Source organism: Enterobacter sp. 148H3 (genome assembly GCF_034107425.1).
Lineage (GTDB): Bacteria > Pseudomonadota > Gammaproteobacteria > Enterobacterales > Enterobacteriaceae > Enterobacter > Enterobacter vonholyi.
Map to the genome: position 1 here is coordinate 72,500 of NZ_JAWNEI010000006.1, position 18,794 is coordinate 91,293.

The following is an 18,794-nucleotide window of genomic DNA, read 5'->3' on the forward strand; positions in this document are numbered from 1 at the left end:
GTTTTACCATGGAAGGCATTTCGGCAAGGGTTATCTCCCTTCCTCTGTTCTACGTCGGATACTAGCCTCGCGGTATTTACCGTGAGATTTCTCACAAACCAAAAAAAGCGTCTACGCTGTTTTAAGGTTCTGATCACAGTAGGGTGATGGAGAAGCTATGAGTTCATCGTGTATAGAAGAAGTCAGCGTTCCGGACGATAACTGGTCCCGGATCGTCAGTGAACTGTTAGGTCGAGCAGGCATCACTATCAATGGATCATCGCCATCCGATCCTCAGGTTAAACATCCCGACTTTTTTAAACGCGTGTTGCGGGAAGGGTCGTTAGGCCTGGGAGAAAGCTACATGGACGGCTGGTGGGAGTGTGAACGTCTGGATACCTTTTTCGCCAGCGTGTTGCGTGCCGGTCTTGAAAATCAACTCCCTCGCAACCTGAAAGACACCCTGCGCGTCGCCTCTGCCCGACTTTTCAATCTCCAGAGTAAAAAACGCGCGTGGATCGTTGGCAAAGAACATTACGATCTTGGCAACGATTTGTTCAGCCGTATGCTGGACCCTTTCATGCAATACTCCTGCGCCTACTGGAAAGAGGCCTCGACGCTTGAAGAGGCTCAGCAGGCGAAGCTGCGTCTGATTAGCGAGAAGCTGCAGCTACAGCCCGGCATGCGCGTGCTGGATATCGGCTGCGGCTGGGGTGGGCTGGCATATTTTATGGCGAAGCATTATGGCGTCAGCGTGGTCGGCGTGACGATCTCAGCGGAACAGCAAAAAATGGCGCGGGAGCGCTGCCAGGATCTCGATGTGGATATCAGGCTGCAGGACTACCGTGACCTGAATGAACAGTTTGACCGGATTGTTTCCGTCGGCATGTTCGAGCACGTGGGGCCAAAAAACTACGATACCTATTTTGAGGTGGTGGACCGGAATCTGAAACCGGACGGCATCTTCCTGCTGCACACCATCGGCTCTAAGCGGACCGACAACAACGTTGACCCGTGGATCAACAAATACATCTTTCCGAATGGCTGTTTACCGTCCGTTCGCCAGATTGCCAACGCCAGTGAACCCCATTTCGTGATGGAAGACTGGCATAACTTTGGCGCGGACTACGACACCACCTTAATGGCATGGCATGAACGTTTCCAGAAAGCCTGGCCAGAGATTGCGGACAACTATTCTGAACGATTCAAACGAATGTTTAGCTATTATCTGAATGCCTGCGCGGGGGCGTTTCGCGCACGGGATATTCAGCTCTGGCAGGTGGTATTCAGCCGTGGGATAGAACACGGACTGCGTGTCGCACGCTAAATAAAATAACCCCGGATATCCGGGGTTATTTTTTATTCTTCTTCGGCGGTCTTTATTATTGCGGCTTCTTTTGCTGCCAGCACGCGCTCAACCGTATCCACCACAGCCTGGGTCTGCGGATCGATTTCGATATTCACGCGATGCCCCAGTTTTTTCGCGCCCAGCGTGGTACGCTGCAGCGTTTCAGGAATTAAATGCACGCAAAAACGCGTTGGCGTCACTTCCCCTACCGTCAGGCTAATCCCGTCAATGCCAATAAATCCTTTATAGAGGATGTATTTCATTAATGACGGGTCCTGCATTTTAAACCAGATTTGACGGTTATTTTCCGAGGTCACGATTTTCGCCACTTCGGCGGTGGTCATGATGTGCCCCGACATAAGATGACCGCCAATCTCATCGCTGAACTTCGCCGCGCGCTCAACGTTGATGGTATCGCCTACCACCAGCTCGCCCAGGTTAGTGATCCGCAGCGTCTCTTTCATTAAATCAAAGCTAATCTGGTTGCCGTTAATTTCGGTAACGGTCAGGCAGCAGCCGTTATGGGCAATCGACGCGCCGGTTTCAATGCCCTCAAGCATATATTCCGGCAGCTCAACAACATGAGTACGGAAATTAGGTTTTTCATCAATGGACACCACTTTGGCAGTGCCCTGCACAATACCAGTAAACATGCTTACAACTCCTGTTTTTTCCGAACGGTGATGACACCGTTTAATCCCTCCACAATAACAGTTGGAAAAACAGGTTGCCAGCAGAGCGCATTTTCTGGCGATTTTTTCACTAGATAAATAGCTAAAGCCCGCTACAATAGCTGGCACCCCCCTGCATTTTCTTCTTGCTGCCAGTTTCGGCGGCTTTTTTAGTCTCTCATATAACTACAAAATAAAGGTGTTCACGTGCAGAAGTACATGAATGAAGCGCGCCAGCTATTGGCACTGGCTATACCAGTGATCGTCGCGCAGGTGGCCCAGACCGCAATGGGATTTGTGGATACGGTAATGGCGGGTGGCTACAGCGCCACCGACATGGCGGCCGTAGCTATCGGTACGTCAATCTGGCTTCCGGCCATCCTGTTCGGCCACGGTCTGCTGCTCGCACTCACCCCTGTAATCGCTCAGCTCAATGGTTCGGGGCGCCGCGAGCGCATTGCCCATCAGGTCCGCCAGGGCTTCTGGCTGGCAGGATTTGTCTCGGTGCTGATTATGGTCGTGCTCTGGAACGCGGGCCATATCATTCGCGCTATGCATAATATTGACCCGGCACTGGCGGATAAAGCCGTGGGTTATTTGCGCGCGCTGCTCTGGGGTGCGCCTGGCTACCTCTTCTTCCAGGTGGCGCGTAACCAGTGTGAAGGCCTGGCGAAAACCAAGCCCGGCATGGTGATGGGCTTTATCGGGCTGCTGGTCAACATTCCCGTTAACTATGTCTTTATTTACGGTCATTTCGGGATGCCGGAGCTGGGCGGCGTCGGCTGCGGCGTGGCGACGGCCGCCGTTTACTGGGTAATGTTCTTCTCGATGCTTACCTTCGTGAAGCGCGCCCGCTCCATGCGCGATATTCGTAACGAGCACAGATTCAGCACGCCGGACTGGAACATCATGACGCGTCTGGTGCAGTTAGGGTTGCCGATTGCCCTCGCGCTGTTCTTTGAGGTGACCCTGTTTGCCGTGGTCGCCCTGCTGGTCTCCCCGCTGGGCATTGTGAACGTCGCCGGGCACCAGATCGCGCTGAACTTTAGCTCCCTGATGTTCGTCCTGCCGATGTCGCTGGCGGCGGCGGTGACGATTCGCGTAGGCTTCCGCCTGGGCCAGGGCTCAACGCTCGATGCGCAAACGGCCGCCCGAACCGGACTGGGCGTCGGCGTCTGCATGGCGATCTGTACTGCGCTCTTTACCGTTGCATTACGCGAGCAGATCGCCCTGCTCTATAACGACAATCCGGAAGTCGTCACGCTGGCATCGCACCTGATGCTGCTGGCCGCGATTTACCAGATTTCTGACTCCATTCAGGTGATTGGCAGCGGCGTGCTGCGCGGCTATAAAGACACGCGTTCCATCTTCTTTATCACTTTCATCGCCTACTGGGTGCTGGGTCTGCCGTGTGGCTATATTCTGGCCCTGACCGACCTGGTGGTTGAGCGCATGGGGCCGGCAGGGTTCTGGATGGGCTTTATCATCGGCCTGACCTCGGCGGCGATTATGATGATGATGCGCATGCGCTTCCTGCAGCGCCAGCCATCAACGGTCATTTTGCAACGCGCTGCACGTTAACGACGCAGTAGCCGCCGCCTGGCGGCTACTTTCTCTTCACTTTGCGCGGTAATACAGCAATCGCGTGAAATCAGAGAGAAAATTGCATTTTCCCTCTTGCCACCTCGATGCTGTGCCGCTAATATTCGTCCCCGTTGTCACCGACAACACGTTGCGTTCATAGCTCAGTTGGTTAGAGCACCACCTTGACATGGTGGGGGTCGTTGGTTCGAGTCCAATTGAACGCACCATTCTGCGTCCGTAGCTCAGTTGGTTAGAGCACCACCTTGACATGGTGGGGGTCGGTGGTTCGAGTCCACTCGGACGCACCATTTCAGTCCTGAAATGGTGCAACTCCTCTTCTGATATCCTGAATTTTCCTAATCCCTTATTTTCTTCATTGTTCTCCTGCTACGCTTTTCCTATGGAAAAAAACACAGGAAACGTGTTGATGAAGAAGATCGCGATTATCGGCTCCGGCCCCACAGGGATTTACACCTTTTATCACCTGCTTAAGAACAGCACGCCGCTCTCCGTTTCCGTTTTCGAACAGGCCGATGAAGCCGGCGTGGGAATGCCCTATAACGACGACGATAATTCCCGGCTGATGCTGGCGAACATTGCGAGCATTGAAATCCCGCCCATTTTTATGACCTACCTCGACTGGCTCAAGGAACAGAGCGACGCCCATCTGTCGCGTTTTAAGGTTGATAAAGCCAGCCTGCACGATCGGCAGTTCCTGCCGAGGATCCTGCTGGGGGAGTATTTTCGCGACAGCTTTCGATCAATCGTAAAAGAGGCGAAAAAGCTGGGATTCCAGGTTGAAGTCCATGAATCAGCGAAGGTCACCGACATCAACCCTTCTACAACCGGCGTGACGATTTCGGTCAACGACCGCGCCCTACCGGATAAATTCGACCTGGCGGTTATCGCCACCGGCCACGTCTGGCCAGAGGAGGATGAAGCCACGCGCACGTTCTTCCCAAGTCCGTGGTCCGGCCTGATGGATGCCAGCATTCCCCCTTGCCGCGTGGGCATTATGGGCACCTCGTTGAGCGGTCTCGACGCGGCTATGGCGGTGGTGATGCAGCACGGTGAGTTTAGTAACGGTAAATTCATCCTCGACAACGGCAGCGAAGGGTTACACATTACGCTGATGTCCCGGACGGGCATTCTGCCGGAAGCCGATTTTTACTGCCCTATTCCTTACGAACCGCTGTCGGTTTTGACCGAATTCGTGGTGGAAAGTGAGATAGCCAAAGGACCGGATGGCCTGCTTGACCGCATTTTTGCCCTGATGGTCAAAGAGCTTCAGCTTGCCGATCCGGCATGGTGCGAGAAAATGTCTCTGCATACGCTGAATGCGGACACTATTCGTGAGGCCTGGTTTGAGGATCGTAAACGCCACGGCCCCTTTACCTGGGCGGAAGAGAATCTCAACGAGGTTGAACGCAACAAACGGGAACGCCGTACCGTGGCCTGGCGCTATACCGTGCTTCGGCTGCATGAAGTGGTTCAGGAGATCGTCCCCCATCTCGATGAGCAAGACGGCGAACGCTTCAGTCAGGGGTTGGCTCGGGTATTTATCGACAATTATGCCGCCATTCCTCCGCAGTCTATCCGCAGGCTGCTCGCACTTCGCGAAGCCGGCATCATCAGCGTGGCCGCGCTCGGTGACGACTACACGCTCGACGTTGGCAGCGATCGAACGGTGATAACCACAAAAGAGACCGTCTATCGTTTCGACGTATTTATTGACGCACGCGGACAAAAGCCGCTCAAAACGAAAGATCTGCCCTTCCCGACGCTGCGAAAACAGCTGGAAGCAACGGGAGATCGGATACCCGATATCGGCGAGGATTACACCTTAAAAGCGCCTGACACCGTGCGCGGACGCATCGCCTTCGGCGCGATACCGTGGCTGATGCACGACCGTCCCTTCGTTCAGGGGCTGGCGGAATGTGCTGAGATTGCAGAAGCGATGGCGAAGGCGGCTGAAAAACCCGCGTCGGGATCGCGGAGAAGGTTACCGTATATTGAGATCTGACAGGGCTTCCATGCCCTGCTGTCGGTAATTACTCGAAGAAGACTTCCGGGTTTTCCGACAGCGAAACGAAACTTTTCGTCGCTTTATCCAGCGCGAGGATTTCGCCGCTTTCAATATCGTACACCCAGCCGTGCAGTCGGATGGAGTTATTACGCAGGCCCACCGCAACGGACGGATGGGTCTTGATGTTGCTCAGCTGCGCAAAGACGTTTTCCTGCACCATCGCATTGACCTTGTCGATCGGCTTATCCCAGGTTTTCTTCTCAACCACGGCTTTCGCCGCGTCGGAATAGCGCAGCCAGTGTGACACCGCAGGCATCGGCTCCAGGTTCGCGTTATCGGCAATCGCCTTCATTGCGCCACAGTTGGAGTGACCACAAATCACGATATCCGTGACGCCCAGCGCCACCACGGCGTATTCGATGGTTGCGGACACACCGCCAGGCTCCGGTCCGAACGGCGGCACGATGTTGCCAGCATTACGAATGACAAAGAGTTGTCCTGGCTCTTGCTGGGTGACCAGTTCCGGGACCAGACGGCTGTCGGAGCATGAGATGAACAGCGCTTTGGGATTCTGGCTGGACGCTAAACTGCGGAAGAGTTCTTTACGTTGCGGGAAAATCTCTTTTTGAAAGCTGAGAAAACCTTCAATGATATGTTGCATAGCAATGTCTCTTTTATCTGTTTTAGTTTAGGCATGATCGAGATCACACTCGTAAAGTTTACCCATCGTGGTTTACTTCAGACAAGCAATATATTTCTGGCCCGACCGCTGCACGATCTCGTCCGCACTGGTCAGGATGTTCTGCCCTTCGAACGCGCCGTAAAGACGTTCAAAGGTTTTGCCTTCGAGATGACTCACCACCGACGCCACCGTTCGGGCCGGCAGCGGGAGATAATTCGGGTAGCTCCACATAAACGAGACGGCGTCTTTACCCGGCGTGACCTGCAGAATATCGCCAACCAGCAATACCCCGTCCCCCTCCTGCCAGTGCAGCACCGTTCCCCCGGCAAAATGCCCACCCAGACGCAGCAGGGTAACCGACGGGAAAATCTCCAGCGTATCCCCCTCCCAGAAATGAATGGCAGGGCTGTCGCGCATGACCCACTCTTTGTCGCTGGCGTGCAGGTACACCGGCGCATCAAACGCCGCAGCCCACTCCTGCATCGTGGTGTAATAGTGCGGATGTGAAATCGCAATCGCGCTGATGCCGCCAAGGGCGGCGATGAGGGTTTGGGTTGCGGGATCGAGGTTGGCGATGCAGTCCCAGAGGATATTACCGTGGGGCGTTTGCAGGAGCAGCGCCCGCTGGTTAATCGCAAACGCAGGAACCGTTTTGATACCGAATAATCGCGGCTCCAGCTGCTGCCATTTGTTGCTGTGCGCCGCGGTGACGGTATCGAGATCGGTCCACGCCTGCCCCGTGATGGGTACATACTGGCGTTCATCCTCACAAATCGGGCATCTGTCCGGCTGCGTATCGTAGGCGGTTCCACAGGTTTTACAGAGTGTAATCATGTGCTCTCCTCAGCGATAAAGCACTGAGTATGGCAGGGATTATCCTTATGTGCTGCGAGGTACATTGCTGGCTTTTTTTGCCCTATACTGTGCCAGTATCGAAAACTGAACAGAGCAGGTGCAACATGGAAATTGATCTCGATAACTTAGTCTTTAACGGTCTGGATGAAGCTGAAGAGCGTAATGCGGAACGTCTGGACGATGCAGACAAAAAAGCGCAGGCGATTGTCGCCGACGATGACTGCGGCGACGCCTGCAAGATCTAATAAAAAAGCACCGGTTTCCCGGTGCTTTTTTATTTCACTCGTTAAACGTCACGCACACCTCGTTCCAGTAGGTTTCGCGCGTGCGGCGCAGTTCAGCGTGACGTTTTATCATGGAACCACTCCGGGTCAATGTTGGCAACGTCTACGCCATACAGGCTGGCGACAGGCAGTATCGACTCAAGAACACGTTGCGCGCTGTTCTCCGCATTCGCTGGCCGGGCCGCAAAAAACCGCCGTAACGTGCTGATCCACTTTTTCATCGTCTTACCCTCTCTCGCCGTGTCTGACCTCAGTTAAGCACCCAAATCCCGTGCAGGGGAAATACCAAAATCCACTGTCTATGTGCAGGATCTGCAAATAGCACCCCGTCCTTTTCACGCTTCATTAACACCTTGTTCACTAATGCTTTTTTGCTCATAGCAAAGAACGATTTCTTATTTGGCGATAGCTTTCCCTTATGGGAGCGTAACGGGGTAAAACAAAAACAACGGGATGGCGAATGACTATGGCAGCAAATATGAAAGGGTTTACCAAACGGACACTGGTTCTGGGATTACTGGCGGCGGGGAGCCTGCTTTCAGCGCAGGCACAGGCCGATCAGCTGGCGGATATTAAGGCCGCAGGGGTGGTGAAAGTGGCCACGTTTGACGCCAACCCGCCGTTTGGCTCGATTGATGCCAAAACGCATGAGATCGTGGGTTATGACGTGGACTTTGCCAAAGCGCTGGCAAAATCGCTCGGCGTGAAGCTTGAACTGGTTGCCACCAATCCGGCCAACCGCATTCCGCTGCTGCAGTCCGGCAAAGCCGACCTGATCGTGGCGGATATCACCATCACCCCGGAACGCGCGCAGGTCATTGATTTTTCTACGCCTTACTTCGTTACCGGCCAGCAGTTCCTCGTTCCGGCAAAATCACCGGACAAGCTTGATGACTATAGCCGGGCGCGCATCGGCGCAGTCAAAGGAACGACGGGCGAGCAGGCGCTGCACCAGCGTTTCCCGCAGTCCCGCGTCCTCTCTTATGACGACATCCCGCTGGCGTTGACCGCACTGCGCAATGGCAACGTCCAGGCCATTACCCAGGACAGCACCATTCTGGCCGGCCTGCTGGCGCAGGCGCCGGACAAAGCCAACTTCAAAATCCTGCCCGACCTGCTCAGTAAAGAAGAGATTGGCGTGGGGGTGAGGAAAGGTGAAACGGCGCTGCTGAAGGCCGTTAACGACGAACTGGTTAATCTCGAGAAGACCGGTCAGGCGGCAAAAATCTATGATGCCTGGTTTGGTCCTGGCACCCCTGCTCCACAGCCGCGCGCCTTTAAAATAGAAGTCAGGTAATTATGCTCTCAGGTTTATTTTCACACTCCGCGGCCGGTGCCGCGGATTTTTCACATCTGGAACAGGCCAGCGTCGAGTTTCTTCATGTGGACAAACGCTACGGTGACCATCAGGTTTTAAACGATATTAACCTCACCATCACGCCCGGAGAAGTGGTTGCCATCCTCGGCCCTTCAGGCTCCGGTAAATCCACCCTGATCCGTCTTATCAACCAGCTTGAAACCCTGAGCGGCGGGGAGATTCTGGTCGACAACAAGCCTACCGGAAAGCTCTCCGGTACCGGGCTGCGTCAGCTGCGAAGCCGCGTGGGGTTTGTGTTCCAGCAGTTCAATCTTTATGCCCATCTCACCGCCAGCCAGAACATCACCCTGGCACTGGAGCACGTTCACGGCTGGAAGCCGCATCCTGCTCAGGAGCGTGCGCTGGCCCTGCTGGAGAAAGTCGGGATGCTGGAAAAGGCCCACCATTACCCGGCAGAGCTATCCGGCGGACAGCAGCAGCGCGTGGCGATAGCCCGCGCCCTCGCCTCTTCACCGCAAATCATTCTGTTCGATGAACCCACCTCCGCGCTGGATCCGGAGATGATTGGTGAAGTGCTGTTCGTGATGAAAGCCCTCGCCCACAGCGGGATCACGATGATCGTGGTGACCCATGAGATGCAGTTTGCCCGGGAAATCGCCGACCGGATTGTCTTTATCGACGGCGGGCAAATTCTGGAAACCGCGCCGCCGGCGCAGTTTTTCAGCCAGCCAGCGCATCCGCGCGCGCAGCGCTTCCTGCAAAAGGTGCTCAACCCGCTGCATCAGGAGCATCTGTAATGCCCGCGCTCGACTGGCAGGGGGTACTGACCGGACAGCCTCTGCAGTGGATACTCTCCGGATTCCTCACCACCCTGTGGGTGACGCTGGCGGGGATCGCGCTGGCCAGCCTGCTCGCACTGCTCTTTATGCTCCTGCGCCTGTCCGGCGGACGCGTCGGGAAAGCGATCGTCAGCGGCTGGGTATCACTCTTTCGCAATACCCCGCTGCTGGTGCAGCTACTGTTCTGGTATTTTGCCGCCTGGAATGGGCTGCCGCAGGCGTTTCGCGAAGCGGTCAACGCCGATCACAGCTGGTCGATTCTGCCCGGCGACGTCTGGTGGTTTACGCCCGAATTTTTATGCTCTGCCTGGGGGTTGGGCGTTTTTACCTCGGCGTTTTTAATCGAAGAGGTGGAAGCAGGATTGCGTTCCGTGCCCGCCGGGCAGCGGGAGGCGGCGCTCGCCCAGGGATTCTCCACGTGGCGCTTGTTTCGCTTCATCCTTCTGCCGCAGGGCCTGGCTAACGCCTGGCAGCCCGTTGTGGGCCAGTATCTCAATCTGATGAAGCTCTCCTCGCTCGCCAGCGGGATTGGCTTCGCCGAGCTCACCTATCAGGTCAGGCAGATCGAAAGCTATAACGCGCACGCGCTGGAGGCGTTTACCCTCGGTACCGTGCTCTATCTGCTGACCGGCCTGTCCATGGGGATGGTGCTGGTACGCCTTGGGCCACAGGCGAAACGTAAACGCCTGAACGTCGTGATCGCAGGGAGTGAAAAACATGATTGCCGGACTTAATGTCATCACCGATAACCTCGATTATCTGCTGTGGGGACGCGCGGCAACGGGTGAACCGGGAGGCGTACTGCTTTCGTTAATGATGGCAGCAGGCGCTGCGGTTATCGCGCTGCCTGGAGGAATTGCGCTCGCATGCCTGGCCTGGCGCTTTACCGGGCTCGTGCGAAAAGTCCTCTTTTTATGGGCAGAGCTGATTCGCGGTATCCCGCTCATCTTCGTAATTTTCTGGATGTGGTATCTCCTGCCGCTTATGACCGGGGGGGATCTGCCGGGGGCGCTGACCGTCACGCTGGCGCTGGCCTGGTTTACCGCAGCAACAGTAATGCACTCGGTCCTGGCCGGGCTGAGCGCGCTGCCGTCCGGGCAGTACGAGGCCGCGCTGTCTCAGGGCTTCAGCACCCAACAAACTCTGTTGCGCGTGCTGCTGCCGCAGGCGCTGAGGAATATTCTGCCGTCGCTGGTGGGGATTTTTATTAGCCTGCTGAAGGATACGTCGCTGGCGTTTATCGTGAACGTCCCTGAACTAACCACGGTGGCGGGACAGGTCAACAACCGGGTGCAAATCTACCCGGCGGCCATTTTTATCTTTACGGGCGTGGTTTACTACCTGCTCTGCTGCTCGCTCGAGCAGCTTGCGAAGCGCTGGCACCTTACCCGGCCAGCGCTTTAACCACCGTTTCCATTGCTTCGGTTGTCAATTCACTGCGTTTAACGCGCTGGTTCGCCAGCGCGGTACGCAGGACTCCGGCAATGACAATATGCTTTGGCTCCTGCCCTAAATCACGCATCTCGAGCACCACCTTTCCGACCACCCGGCACATCTCCTGGTACAGCGCTTCATCTTTGGTCACGTTACCCATCGTCATCACTCCATTGCCTTTTAAACGTTGAGCTTAAATGATTCTCCAGCCGGATACAAAAAAGAAGCCCGGCGAGAGACTCGCCGGGCTTCATCAGTAAAATCAGTAAATTAGTTGTTTACAGGAATAACCGCGCCTTTGTACTTGGTGCGGATCCAGTCCTGAATCTCTTTCGAGTGCAGCACGTTCACCAGCGCGACGATATCTTTCTTCTTCTCGTCACCGCGGTGTACGGTAATGATGTTGGCGTACGGGTTGTTTTCACCGCTCTCAACCGCAATCGGGTCGTGAACCGGATCCAGACCGGCGTCAATCGCGTAGTTGGCGTTGATCACCACCGCATCGCCTTCGTTGTTGTTGTACATCTGCGGCAGCAGAGACGCTTCAACGTTAGGCGTGAACTTCAGCTTTTTCGGGTTCTCGACGATGTCGCTGATGCGCGCAGTCACTTTATCGATGCCCGGCTTCAGCTTGATCACGCCCTCTTTCTCGAAGATGGAAAGAATACGCCCCTCTTCAGAAACCGCGTCACGCATGATGATCTTGCCGCCTTCCGGCAGGTCTTTCAGCGACTTGTATTTTTTGGAGTAGATGCCGATTGGCTCAATGTGGATCGCGCCCGCACTGACAAAATCGTAGTCCTTATCGCCCGCATGATCTTTCAGCACGCTGTTCAGGTAAGGAATATGCTGGAAATAGTTCGCGTCGATGTCATGACCCGCCAGCGCGGTATTCGGCAGAATGTAGTCCTGGAACGGTTTAATCTCCAGGTCGATACCCTGCTTCGCCAGAATCGGCTTTGCCTGCTCCAGAATTTCCGCATGCGGCGTGTTGGACGCGCCCACGGTCAGGGTGTCGGCCCAGGAGGCGAAGCTCAGGGCGCTCAGGGTTGCTGCGGCGATCAGTGTCAGTGTCTTTTTCATGATGTGGTTCCTGTGTGTATTTATTAGCGTTTATCTAACAGTGAAGTAATGACATCGCCGCAGAACTGGATAATGAAAACGATGATCAGAATGGTCACCGTTGCCACCAGCGTGACGTCACCATGGTTGCGCTGGAATCCTTCCAGATAAGCCAGATTTCCCAAACCACCGGCGCCAATCACCCCCGCCATTGCGCTGTAGCTCACCAGCGCAATCAGCGTCACCGTAATACCTGATACCAGTGCTGGTGATGATTCCGGCAGTAAAACCCGAAACACGAGCGTGCTCAGTCGTGCGCCCATCGAGCGCGTCGCTTCAATCACGCCTTTATCCACTTCACGCAGGGCGATCTCCACCAGGCGTGCGTAGAACGGTGCGGCACCCACTATCAGGGCCGGCAGCGCCGCGTTGGCGCCAAGAATGGTGCCGACGACGGTCTTGGTGAACGGGATCAGCAGCACAATCAAAATGATGAACGGAATCGAGCGGAACACGTTCACCACGATCGAAATCACGCTGTAGACCGTGCGGTTATGGAACAGACCGCCGCGCGCGGTTAAAAACAGCGCCAGACCCAGCACGATGCCCAGCACAAAGGTCGCCACGCCGGACAGCGCGGTCATGTACAGCGTCTCAAGCGTCGCCGCCCAGAGCTGATCCCACTTGAGATGCGGAAAGAGATTCTCAGCCATGTTTAATCACCTCGCCTTCAATATCACTGTGCTGCAGGTCGGCGAGGATATTGTTCAGTTGTTCGTCAGATGCCACGACGTGCACCCAGAGTTGACCAAACACGCCGTGAGCGGTTTGGGTCATTTTTCCGTGCAGGATGTTAAACGGCAGGCCGTAGCGCAGCGTCAGTTCGCCCACAATCGGCTTATGCGTGCTGTGCCCGGTAAAGGTCAGCCTGATGACCGTCCCTTCCAGATCGTTTGCCAGTTCGGTATTGAACGTTTCTTCTTCAGCGTACTGGCTCACCTGACGCACAAACTGCTGCGTAATCGGCTGCTGCGGATGGGTAAAGACGCTCAGCACGTCTCCCTCTTCCACCACCTTACCGTTCTCCATTACCGCCACGCGGTCGCAGATTTTGCGCACCACGTGCATCTCGTGCGTGATGAGCACGATGGTCAGCTTAAAGCGGCGGTTAATATCCAGCAGCAGATCGAGGATCTGATCGGTGGTCTGCGGGTCAAGCGCGGAGGTGGCTTCATCGCAGAGCAGCACATCCGGGCGATTAGCCAGCGCACGCGCAATACCCACGCGCTGCTTTTGACCACCGCTCAGCTGCGACGGATAGGCATGCTCGCGGCCTTTCAGGCCAACGAGTTCAATAAGCTCGGCCACGCGGGCCTTAATTTCGGCTTTCGGTACGCCGGCAATTTGCATCGAGAACGCAATATTCTCGCTGACCGTGCGCGACCACAGCAGGTTAAAGTGTTGAAACACCATGCTGATCTTCAGACGCGCCTGGCGCAGCGCTTCACCTTTTGCGGCAGAAATGTTCTGCCCGTTGATGGTTACGCTGCCGCTGCTCGGTTTTTCCAGCCCGTTGAGCAGGCGGATAAGCGTACTTTTACCTGCGCCGCTGTAACCAATGATCCCGTATATCTGTCCCTGTGCTATCGTCAAATTGACGTTATCAACGGCTGTGAGTGCCACCTTTCCGTTGTCAAAAACTTTCGAAATATTGCTCAGTACAATCATTCTTATTCATTATCCGTGCCGCCCGTGGCGGTTTAGCAGTATGGATGTCCAAACGATAGTAAACAGCCGTTACCCGCTTTTAAATGAACAAAAAAGAATGTGTTATAACTTTCCGAAATAAACAGCGGATTTACCGGGTGGGAAGCATTTAGACCAATTTCAGCAATGATTATCTGCCGGATGCATATCTGCTGGCGGACGGGCGCAAAAAACGGTCATTTTTGCAGCATTTTATCCCGATATAGCCATCCTCACATCCAGACAACTTTACGTCTTGCTGTCCTGCCATCCAGAAATGGCATTTATATTCCTTTCTGTTCTAAACGGCAGTGAATGGTTCTTTATTGAGAAAATTTCACCGCCCTATCATCCCGTCATGACATCCAGAAAGGAAAACATCATGACGATTTATCACTCCGTCACCGAACTGATTGGTCGTACCCCGCTGATCCAGCTGCATAAGCTTGATACCGGTCCCTGCTCGCTCTTTCTGAAGCTGGAAAACCAGAACCCTGGCGGTTCGATTAAGGATCGCGTTGCGCTGTCGATGATTAACGAAGCGGAACGTACCGGTAAGCTGAAGCCTGGCGGCACGATAATTGAGGCTACGGCGGGCAATACCGGCCTCGGCCTGGCCCTAATCGCCGCCCAGAAAGGCTACTCGCTGATTCTGGTGGTGCCGGACAAAATGAGCCGCGAGAAGATTTTCCACCTGCGCGCGCTGGGTGCCCAGGTGGTGCTGACCCGCTCCGACGTCAATAAGGGCCACCCGGCCTATTACCAGGATTATGCCCAGCGCCTGGCTAACGAACTTCCCGGCGCGTTTTACATCGACCAGTTCAACAACGAAGCCAACCCGCTGGCGCACCGCACAACCACGGCGCCGGAACTGTACGAGCAGCTTGACGGCAGGATCGACGCCATCGTCGTGGGCGTCGGCTCAGGCGGCACGCTGGGCGGCCTGCAGGCGTGGTTCGCCGAGCACTCTCCGCATACTGAATTTGTCCTGGCAGACCCGGCCGGATCCGTTCTGGCCGACCAGGTGGAAACCGGACGCTACCACGACGCGGGCTCCTGGCTGGTTGAGGGAATTGGCGAAGACTTTATTCCTCCGCTGGCCCACATTGAAGGGGTGAATCGCGCCTGGCGCATCACCGACCGCGAAGCCTTCACCACCGCGCGCGAGCTGCTGAAAACGGAGGGCATTCTGGCGGGCTCCTCCAGCGGCACGCTGCTTGCGGCCGCGCTGAAGTATTGCCAGGCGCAGACCACGCCGAAGCGCGTGGTGACCTTCGCCTGCGACAGCGGCAATAAGTATCTTTCGAAGATGTTCAACGACGACTGGATGCGACAGCAGGGGCTCATCACGCGTCCTCAGGCCGGCGACCTCTCTGACTACATCGCCCTGCGCCACGATGAAGGCGCGACCGTTACCGCGGCCCCGGACGACACGCTTTCCACCGTTCTGGCACGCATGCGTCTGTATGACATCTCCCAGCTGCCGGTGCTGGAGAACGGCAAGGTGGTGGGCATTATCGACGAGTGGGATCTCCTGCGGCATATCGGCGGCGACGGCGATCGCTTCGCACTGCCGGTGACGGCAGCCATGACGCGTCAGGTGGAGTTTCTTGATAAACACGCACCGGAAAGCGCCCTGCATGCCATCTTCGACCGCGGCCTGGTGGCCGTCATTAATGACAACGACCGTTTTCTCGGTCTGATTACGCGCAGCGACGTTCTGACCGCCTGGCGCAACCGTCTTAAGCAATAAAGGAACAGATGATGAAAAACCTGGCTACCCTGAGCGTCCACAGCGGCGAGTTCAACGACCAGCACGGCGCCGTCATGCCGCCGATTTACGCCACCTCGACGTTTGCGCAACCGTCACCCGGCGAGCATACCGGCTATGAGTATTCGCGCAGCGGCAACCCTACCCGCCACGCGCTGGAAACCGCGATTGCCGAACTGGAGGGCGGCACGCGCGGCTACGCCTTCGCCTCCGGCCTGGCGGCCATCTCCACGGTGCTCGAACTGCTGGATAAAGACAGCCATATCGTCGCCATTGATGACGTTTACGGCGGGACGTACCGCCTGATCGAAAACGTGCGCAAGCGCAGCACCGGCCTGCAGGTCAGCTGGGTTAAACCGGACGACCTCGCCGGGCTCGAGGCCGCCATCCGCCCGGATACGCGTATGGTGTGGGTCGAGACGCCGACCAACCCGCTGCTGAAGCTGGCGGATCTGGAGGCCATCGCGGCAATCGCCCGTCGTCATAACGTCATCAGCGTGGCGGATAACACCTTCGCGTCGCCGGTTATTCATCGTCCGCTGGAGTCGGGTTTCGATATCGTGGTGCACTCTGCCACCAAATACCTGAACGGCCATTCTGACGTGGTGGCCGGACTGGCGATTGTCGGTGACAACAAGGAACTGGCGGACAAGCTGGGCTATCTGCAAAACGCGGTGGGCGGCGTCCTGGATCCGTTCAGCAGTTTCCTGACGCTGCGCGGTATTCGCACGCTCGCGCTGAGGGTCGAAAAGCACAGCACCAACGCGCTGGCGATTGCGCAATGGCTGGAGCAACACCCTCTGGTCGAAAAGGTGTTCTATCCCGGCCTGGAGTCGCATCCGCAATATCAGCTTGCCCGCACCCAGATGGCCCTGCCCGGCGGGATGATTTCCGTCGTGGTAAAAGGCGATGCGCAACGCGCCGCCGAGGTGATTCGCAACCTGAAGTTGTTCACCCTCGCGGAGAGCCTGGGCGGCGTGGAAAGTCTGGTGAGCCAGCCTTACAGCATGACCCACGCGTCGATTCCGCTCGAGCAACGCCTGGCAAACGGCATTGTGCCGCAGCTGATCCGCCTGTCAGTCGGGATCGAAGATCCCAAAGACCTGATTGCCGACCTCAGCCAGGCGCTGCAAAAATAAGCAAAATGCGGCAGGTCCCTCACCTGCCGCTATAAGTTGTCATCATGGCTTAACGCCTTGATAACAATATTATGTGAAACTGCATAGATTATTTTTGAAACACCGTTTCCATTTTCCTTTTATCTTCAAATCAGCGTATAATGCGCGCCTAATCCCTGGTGAATGGTTTCAGCGCTTGGAATACAAAAAACAACGTACAACTTCTCCTCTCCTTCGTTGGGCTGTCACTCAGGCACACTTTCTTCTGCACGCTCATTTGATGTCTCCTATCCTTAGTGCGTGTCATATACTCTTTTGCAACACAGGTTTGACTCCGCGGCGGTGCGCCCCCGGAGCGAGATTTCCATATCCTTCCCAACTTAAAGACTAAGACTGTCATGAAAAAGACGAAAATTGTTTGTACTATCGGCCCGAAAACCGAATCTGAAGAGATGCTGACCAAAATGCTGGATGCCGGCATGAACGTGATGCGTCTGAACTTCTCCCACGGTGACTACGCAGAACACGGTCAGCGTATCCAGAACTTGCGCAACGTGATGAGCAAGACCGGTAAAAAAGCCGCGATCCTGCTGGATACCAAAGGTCCAGAAATCCGTACTATCAAACTGGAAGGCGGTAACGACGTCTCTCTGAAAGCTGGCCAGACCTTCACCTTCACCACCGACAAATCCGTTGTCGGCAACAGCGAAATCGTTGCAGTGACCTATGAAGGCTTCACCAACGATCTGTCCGTTGGTAACACCGTGCTGGTAGACGATGGTCTGATCGGTATGGAAGTTACCGCTATCGAAGGCAACAAGGTTATCTGTAAAGTACTGAACAACGGCGACCTGGGCGAAAACAAAGGCGTTAACCTGCCGGGCGTTTCTATCGCACTGCCAGCGCTGGCTGAAAAAGACAAACAGGACCTGATCTTCGGTTGCGAACAAGGCGTTGACTTTGTTGCGGCATCCTTCATCCGTAAGCGTTCTGACGTAGTTGAAATTCGTGAGCACCTGAAAGCGCACGGCGGCGAGAAGATCCAGATCATCTCCAAAATTGAAAACCAGGAAGGCCTGAACAACTTCGACGAAATCCTCGAAGCGTCTGACGGCATCATGGTTGCACGTGGCGACCTGGGTGTAGAAATCCCGGTTGAAGAAGTGATCTTCGCGCAGAAGATGATGATCGAGAAATGCGTGCGCGCGCGTAAAGTGGTTATCACCGCAACGCAGATGCTGGACTCCATGATCAAAAACCCACGCCCTACCCGCGCTGAAGCAGGCGACGTGGCAAACGCCATCCTCGACGGTACCGATGCCGTTATGCTGTCCGGCGAATCCGCGAAAGGTAAATATCCGCTGGAAGCGGTGTCCATCATGGCCACCATCTGCGAACGTACCGATCGCGTGATGAAAAGCCGTCTGGACTACAACAACGACAGCCGCAAGCTGCGCATCACCGAAGCGGTATGCCGCGGTGCGGTAGAAACGGCTGAGAAACTGGAAGCCCCACTGATCGTGGTTGCCACCCAGGGCGGTAAATCTGCTCGCGCCGTGCGTAAATACTTCCCGGATGCGACTATCCTTGCGCTGACCACCAACGAAACCACTGCCCGTCAGCTGGTGCTGAGCAAAGGCGTGATCCCACACCTGGTGAAAGAGATCGCGTCTACGGATGATTTCTACCGTCTGGGTAAAGAAGTGGCTCTGGAGCTGGTTGATCGTGGTCTGGCACAGAAAGGTGACGTTGTGGTCATGGTTTCTGGCGCACTGGTACCAAGCGGCACTACCAATACCGCATCTGTTCACGTGCTGTAATAATTCCTGAACGAATTAATTTGGATAAAAAGCGCCCTCCGGGCGCTTTTTTTATTCCTGGCATTAGCCAAACGCATTCAAAATGCAAATCGGGTTTTTCTATTTAATTGCGAATTATCTAAGATGAATCCGATGATAAATGCCTTTTTTTCCTTAGATTTTTGCCCGAAAAGGGCTGATTCGATGCTTCTTTGAGCGAACGATCAAAAATAGGTGTATTCCCATCAAAAAAATATTCTCAACCCAAAAAACTTTGT

At 55.4% G+C, this 18,794-nt stretch carries 19 protein-coding genes and 2 tRNA genes; 13 read left to right on the forward strand and 8 right to left on the reverse strand.

Annotated features, from left to right (window positions below):
- The first annotated feature begins 157 nt into the window (after window positions 1-157).
- On the forward strand, window positions 158-1,306 hold the full coding sequence (cfa, locus tag USH94_RS10480; RefSeq protein WP_111965647.1) for a cyclopropane fatty acyl phospholipid synthase: 1,149 nt from the start codon (window positions 158-160) through the stop codon (window positions 1,304-1,306).
- A 32-nt stretch (window positions 1,307-1,338) separates the two neighbouring features.
- On the opposite strand, the gene USH94_RS10485 is transcribed toward cfa, so the two are convergent.
- Window positions 1,339-1,980 (reverse strand): riboflavin synthase subunit alpha, encoded by a 642-nt coding sequence (locus USH94_RS10485; protein WP_095442481.1) that lies wholly within the window; start codon window positions 1,978-1,980, stop codon window positions 1,339-1,341.
- A gap of 225 nt (window positions 1,981-2,205) precedes the next feature.
- Between USH94_RS10485 and mdtK the strand changes: the two genes are divergently transcribed.
- The 4 genes from mdtK to USH94_RS10505 all read left to right on the forward strand — a co-directional run bounded on the left by mdtK (window position 2,206) and on the right by USH94_RS10505 (window position 5,605).
- A complete protein-coding gene (gene mdtK, locus USH94_RS10490; RefSeq protein WP_111965646.1) occupies window positions 2,206-3,579 on the forward strand; it encodes an MdtK family multidrug efflux MATE transporter in 1,374 nt (457 codons plus the stop codon).
- 153 nt (window positions 3,580-3,732) lie between these two features.
- A tRNA-Val gene (locus USH94_RS10495) sits at window positions 3,733-3,809 on the forward strand.
- A 4-nt stretch (window positions 3,810-3,813) separates the two neighbouring features.
- Window positions 3,814-3,890: transfer RNA gene (locus tag USH94_RS10500), tRNA-Val, on the forward strand.
- Window positions 3,891-4,009: 119 nt separating this feature from the next.
- Window positions 4,010-5,605 carry an FAD-NAD(P)-binding protein gene (locus USH94_RS10505; RefSeq protein WP_111965645.1) on the forward strand — a complete coding sequence of 532 codons (1,596 nt, stop codon included), beginning with the start codon at window positions 4,010-4,012 and terminating at the stop codon, window positions 5,603-5,605.
- A gap of 28 nt (window positions 5,606-5,633) precedes the next feature.
- Here the strand turns inward: USH94_RS10505 and USH94_RS10510 are convergent, their stop codons facing one another.
- Window positions 5,634-6,269, reverse strand: a complete 636-nt coding sequence (locus USH94_RS10510) for a carbonic anhydrase (RefSeq protein ID WP_109844381.1) — start codon at window positions 6,267-6,269, stop codon at window positions 5,634-5,636.
- Window positions 6,270-6,341: 72 nt separating this feature from the next.
- Window positions 6,342-7,124 (reverse strand): MBL fold metallo-hydrolase, encoded by a 783-nt coding sequence (locus USH94_RS10515; RefSeq protein WP_111965644.1) that lies wholly within the window; start codon window positions 7,122-7,124, stop codon window positions 6,342-6,344.
- A 125-nt stretch (window positions 7,125-7,249) separates the two neighbouring features.
- Here USH94_RS10515 and USH94_RS10520 point away from each other — a divergent pair, with 125 nt between their 5' ends.
- The gene (locus tag USH94_RS10520; protein WP_003857665.1) at window positions 7,250-7,390 is read left to right on the forward strand and encodes a hypothetical protein; all 141 of its coding nucleotides are present in this window, start codon (window positions 7,250-7,252) and stop codon (window positions 7,388-7,390) included.
- Between the two features lie 92 nt (window positions 7,391-7,482).
- Here USH94_RS10520 and USH94_RS10525 read toward each other — a convergent pair whose 3' ends face one another.
- Window positions 7,483-7,650 carry a hypothetical protein gene (locus tag USH94_RS10525; protein ID WP_038419198.1) on the reverse strand — a complete coding sequence of 56 codons (168 nt, stop codon included), beginning with the start codon at window positions 7,648-7,650 and terminating at the stop codon, window positions 7,483-7,485.
- Between the two features lie 245 nt (window positions 7,651-7,895).
- Between USH94_RS10525 and USH94_RS10530 the strand changes: the two genes are divergently transcribed.
- The 4 genes from USH94_RS10530 to USH94_RS10545 are packed head-to-tail and all read left to right on the forward strand — an operon-like array spanning window position 7,896 to window position 10,990.
- On the forward strand, window positions 7,896-8,726 hold the full coding sequence (locus USH94_RS10530) for an ABC transporter substrate-binding protein (protein ID WP_181574052.1): 831 nt from the start codon (window positions 7,896-7,898) through the stop codon (window positions 8,724-8,726).
- A gap of 2 nt (window positions 8,727-8,728) precedes the next feature.
- A complete protein-coding gene (locus USH94_RS10535) occupies window positions 8,729-9,544 on the forward strand; it encodes an amino acid ABC transporter ATP-binding protein (protein WP_111965643.1) in 816 nt (271 codons plus the stop codon).
- On the forward strand, window positions 9,544-10,320 hold the full coding sequence (locus USH94_RS10540; protein WP_111965642.1) for an amino acid ABC transporter permease: 777 nt from the start codon (window positions 9,544-9,546) through the stop codon (window positions 10,318-10,320). Before USH94_RS10535 ends, USH94_RS10540 begins: the two co-directional genes overlap by 1 nt.
- The gene (locus tag USH94_RS10545) at window positions 10,304-10,990 is read left to right on the forward strand and encodes an amino acid ABC transporter permease (protein WP_111965641.1); all 687 of its coding nucleotides are present in this window, start codon (window positions 10,304-10,306) and stop codon (window positions 10,988-10,990) included. Before USH94_RS10540 ends, USH94_RS10545 begins: the two co-directional genes overlap by 17 nt.
- Here USH94_RS10545 and fumD read toward each other — a convergent pair.
- From fumD to USH94_RS10565, 4 genes are all read right to left on the reverse strand, one after another.
- Complete coding sequence (gene fumD / locus USH94_RS10550; protein ID WP_008500615.1) at window positions 10,971-11,180, reverse strand: fumarate hydratase FumD; 210 nt, start codon at window positions 11,178-11,180, stop codon at window positions 10,971-10,973. The genes USH94_RS10545 and fumD overlap by 20 nt on opposite strands.
- A gap of 110 nt (window positions 11,181-11,290) precedes the next feature.
- Window positions 11,291-12,103 (reverse strand): MetQ/NlpA family ABC transporter substrate-binding protein, encoded by an 813-nt coding sequence (locus USH94_RS10555; RefSeq protein WP_008500616.1) that lies wholly within the window; start codon window positions 12,101-12,103, stop codon window positions 11,291-11,293.
- A 23-nt stretch (window positions 12,104-12,126) separates the two neighbouring features.
- Window positions 12,127-12,795, reverse strand: coding sequence for a methionine ABC transporter permease (locus tag USH94_RS10560; protein ID WP_008500617.1), 669 nt, complete (start codon window positions 12,793-12,795; stop codon window positions 12,127-12,129).
- Window positions 12,788-13,810, reverse strand: a complete 1,023-nt coding sequence (locus USH94_RS10565; protein WP_045910313.1) for a methionine ABC transporter ATP-binding protein — start codon at window positions 13,808-13,810, stop codon at window positions 12,788-12,790. The genes USH94_RS10560 and USH94_RS10565 overlap by 8 nt, the downstream gene beginning before the upstream one ends.
- 400 nt (window positions 13,811-14,210) lie before the next feature.
- Here USH94_RS10565 and USH94_RS10570 point away from each other — a divergent pair, with 400 nt between their 5' ends.
- From USH94_RS10570 to pykF, 3 genes are all read left to right on the forward strand, one after another.
- A complete protein-coding gene (locus USH94_RS10570; protein WP_111965640.1) occupies window positions 14,211-15,581 on the forward strand; it encodes a pyridoxal-phosphate dependent enzyme in 1,371 nt (456 codons plus the stop codon).
- An 11-nt stretch (window positions 15,582-15,592) separates the two neighbouring features.
- Window positions 15,593-16,738: a trans-sulfuration enzyme family protein gene (locus USH94_RS10575; protein WP_111965639.1), complete on the forward strand. Its 1,146-nt coding sequence runs from the start codon at window positions 15,593-15,595 to the stop codon at window positions 16,736-16,738.
- A 377-nt stretch (window positions 16,739-17,115) separates the two neighbouring features.
- Window positions 17,116-18,537 carry a pyruvate kinase PykF gene (gene pykF, locus USH94_RS10580; protein ID WP_029739779.1) on the forward strand — a complete coding sequence of 474 codons (1,422 nt, stop codon included), beginning with the start codon at window positions 17,116-17,118 and terminating at the stop codon, window positions 18,535-18,537.
- The last annotated feature ends 257 nt before the right edge of the window (window positions 18,538-18,794 follow it).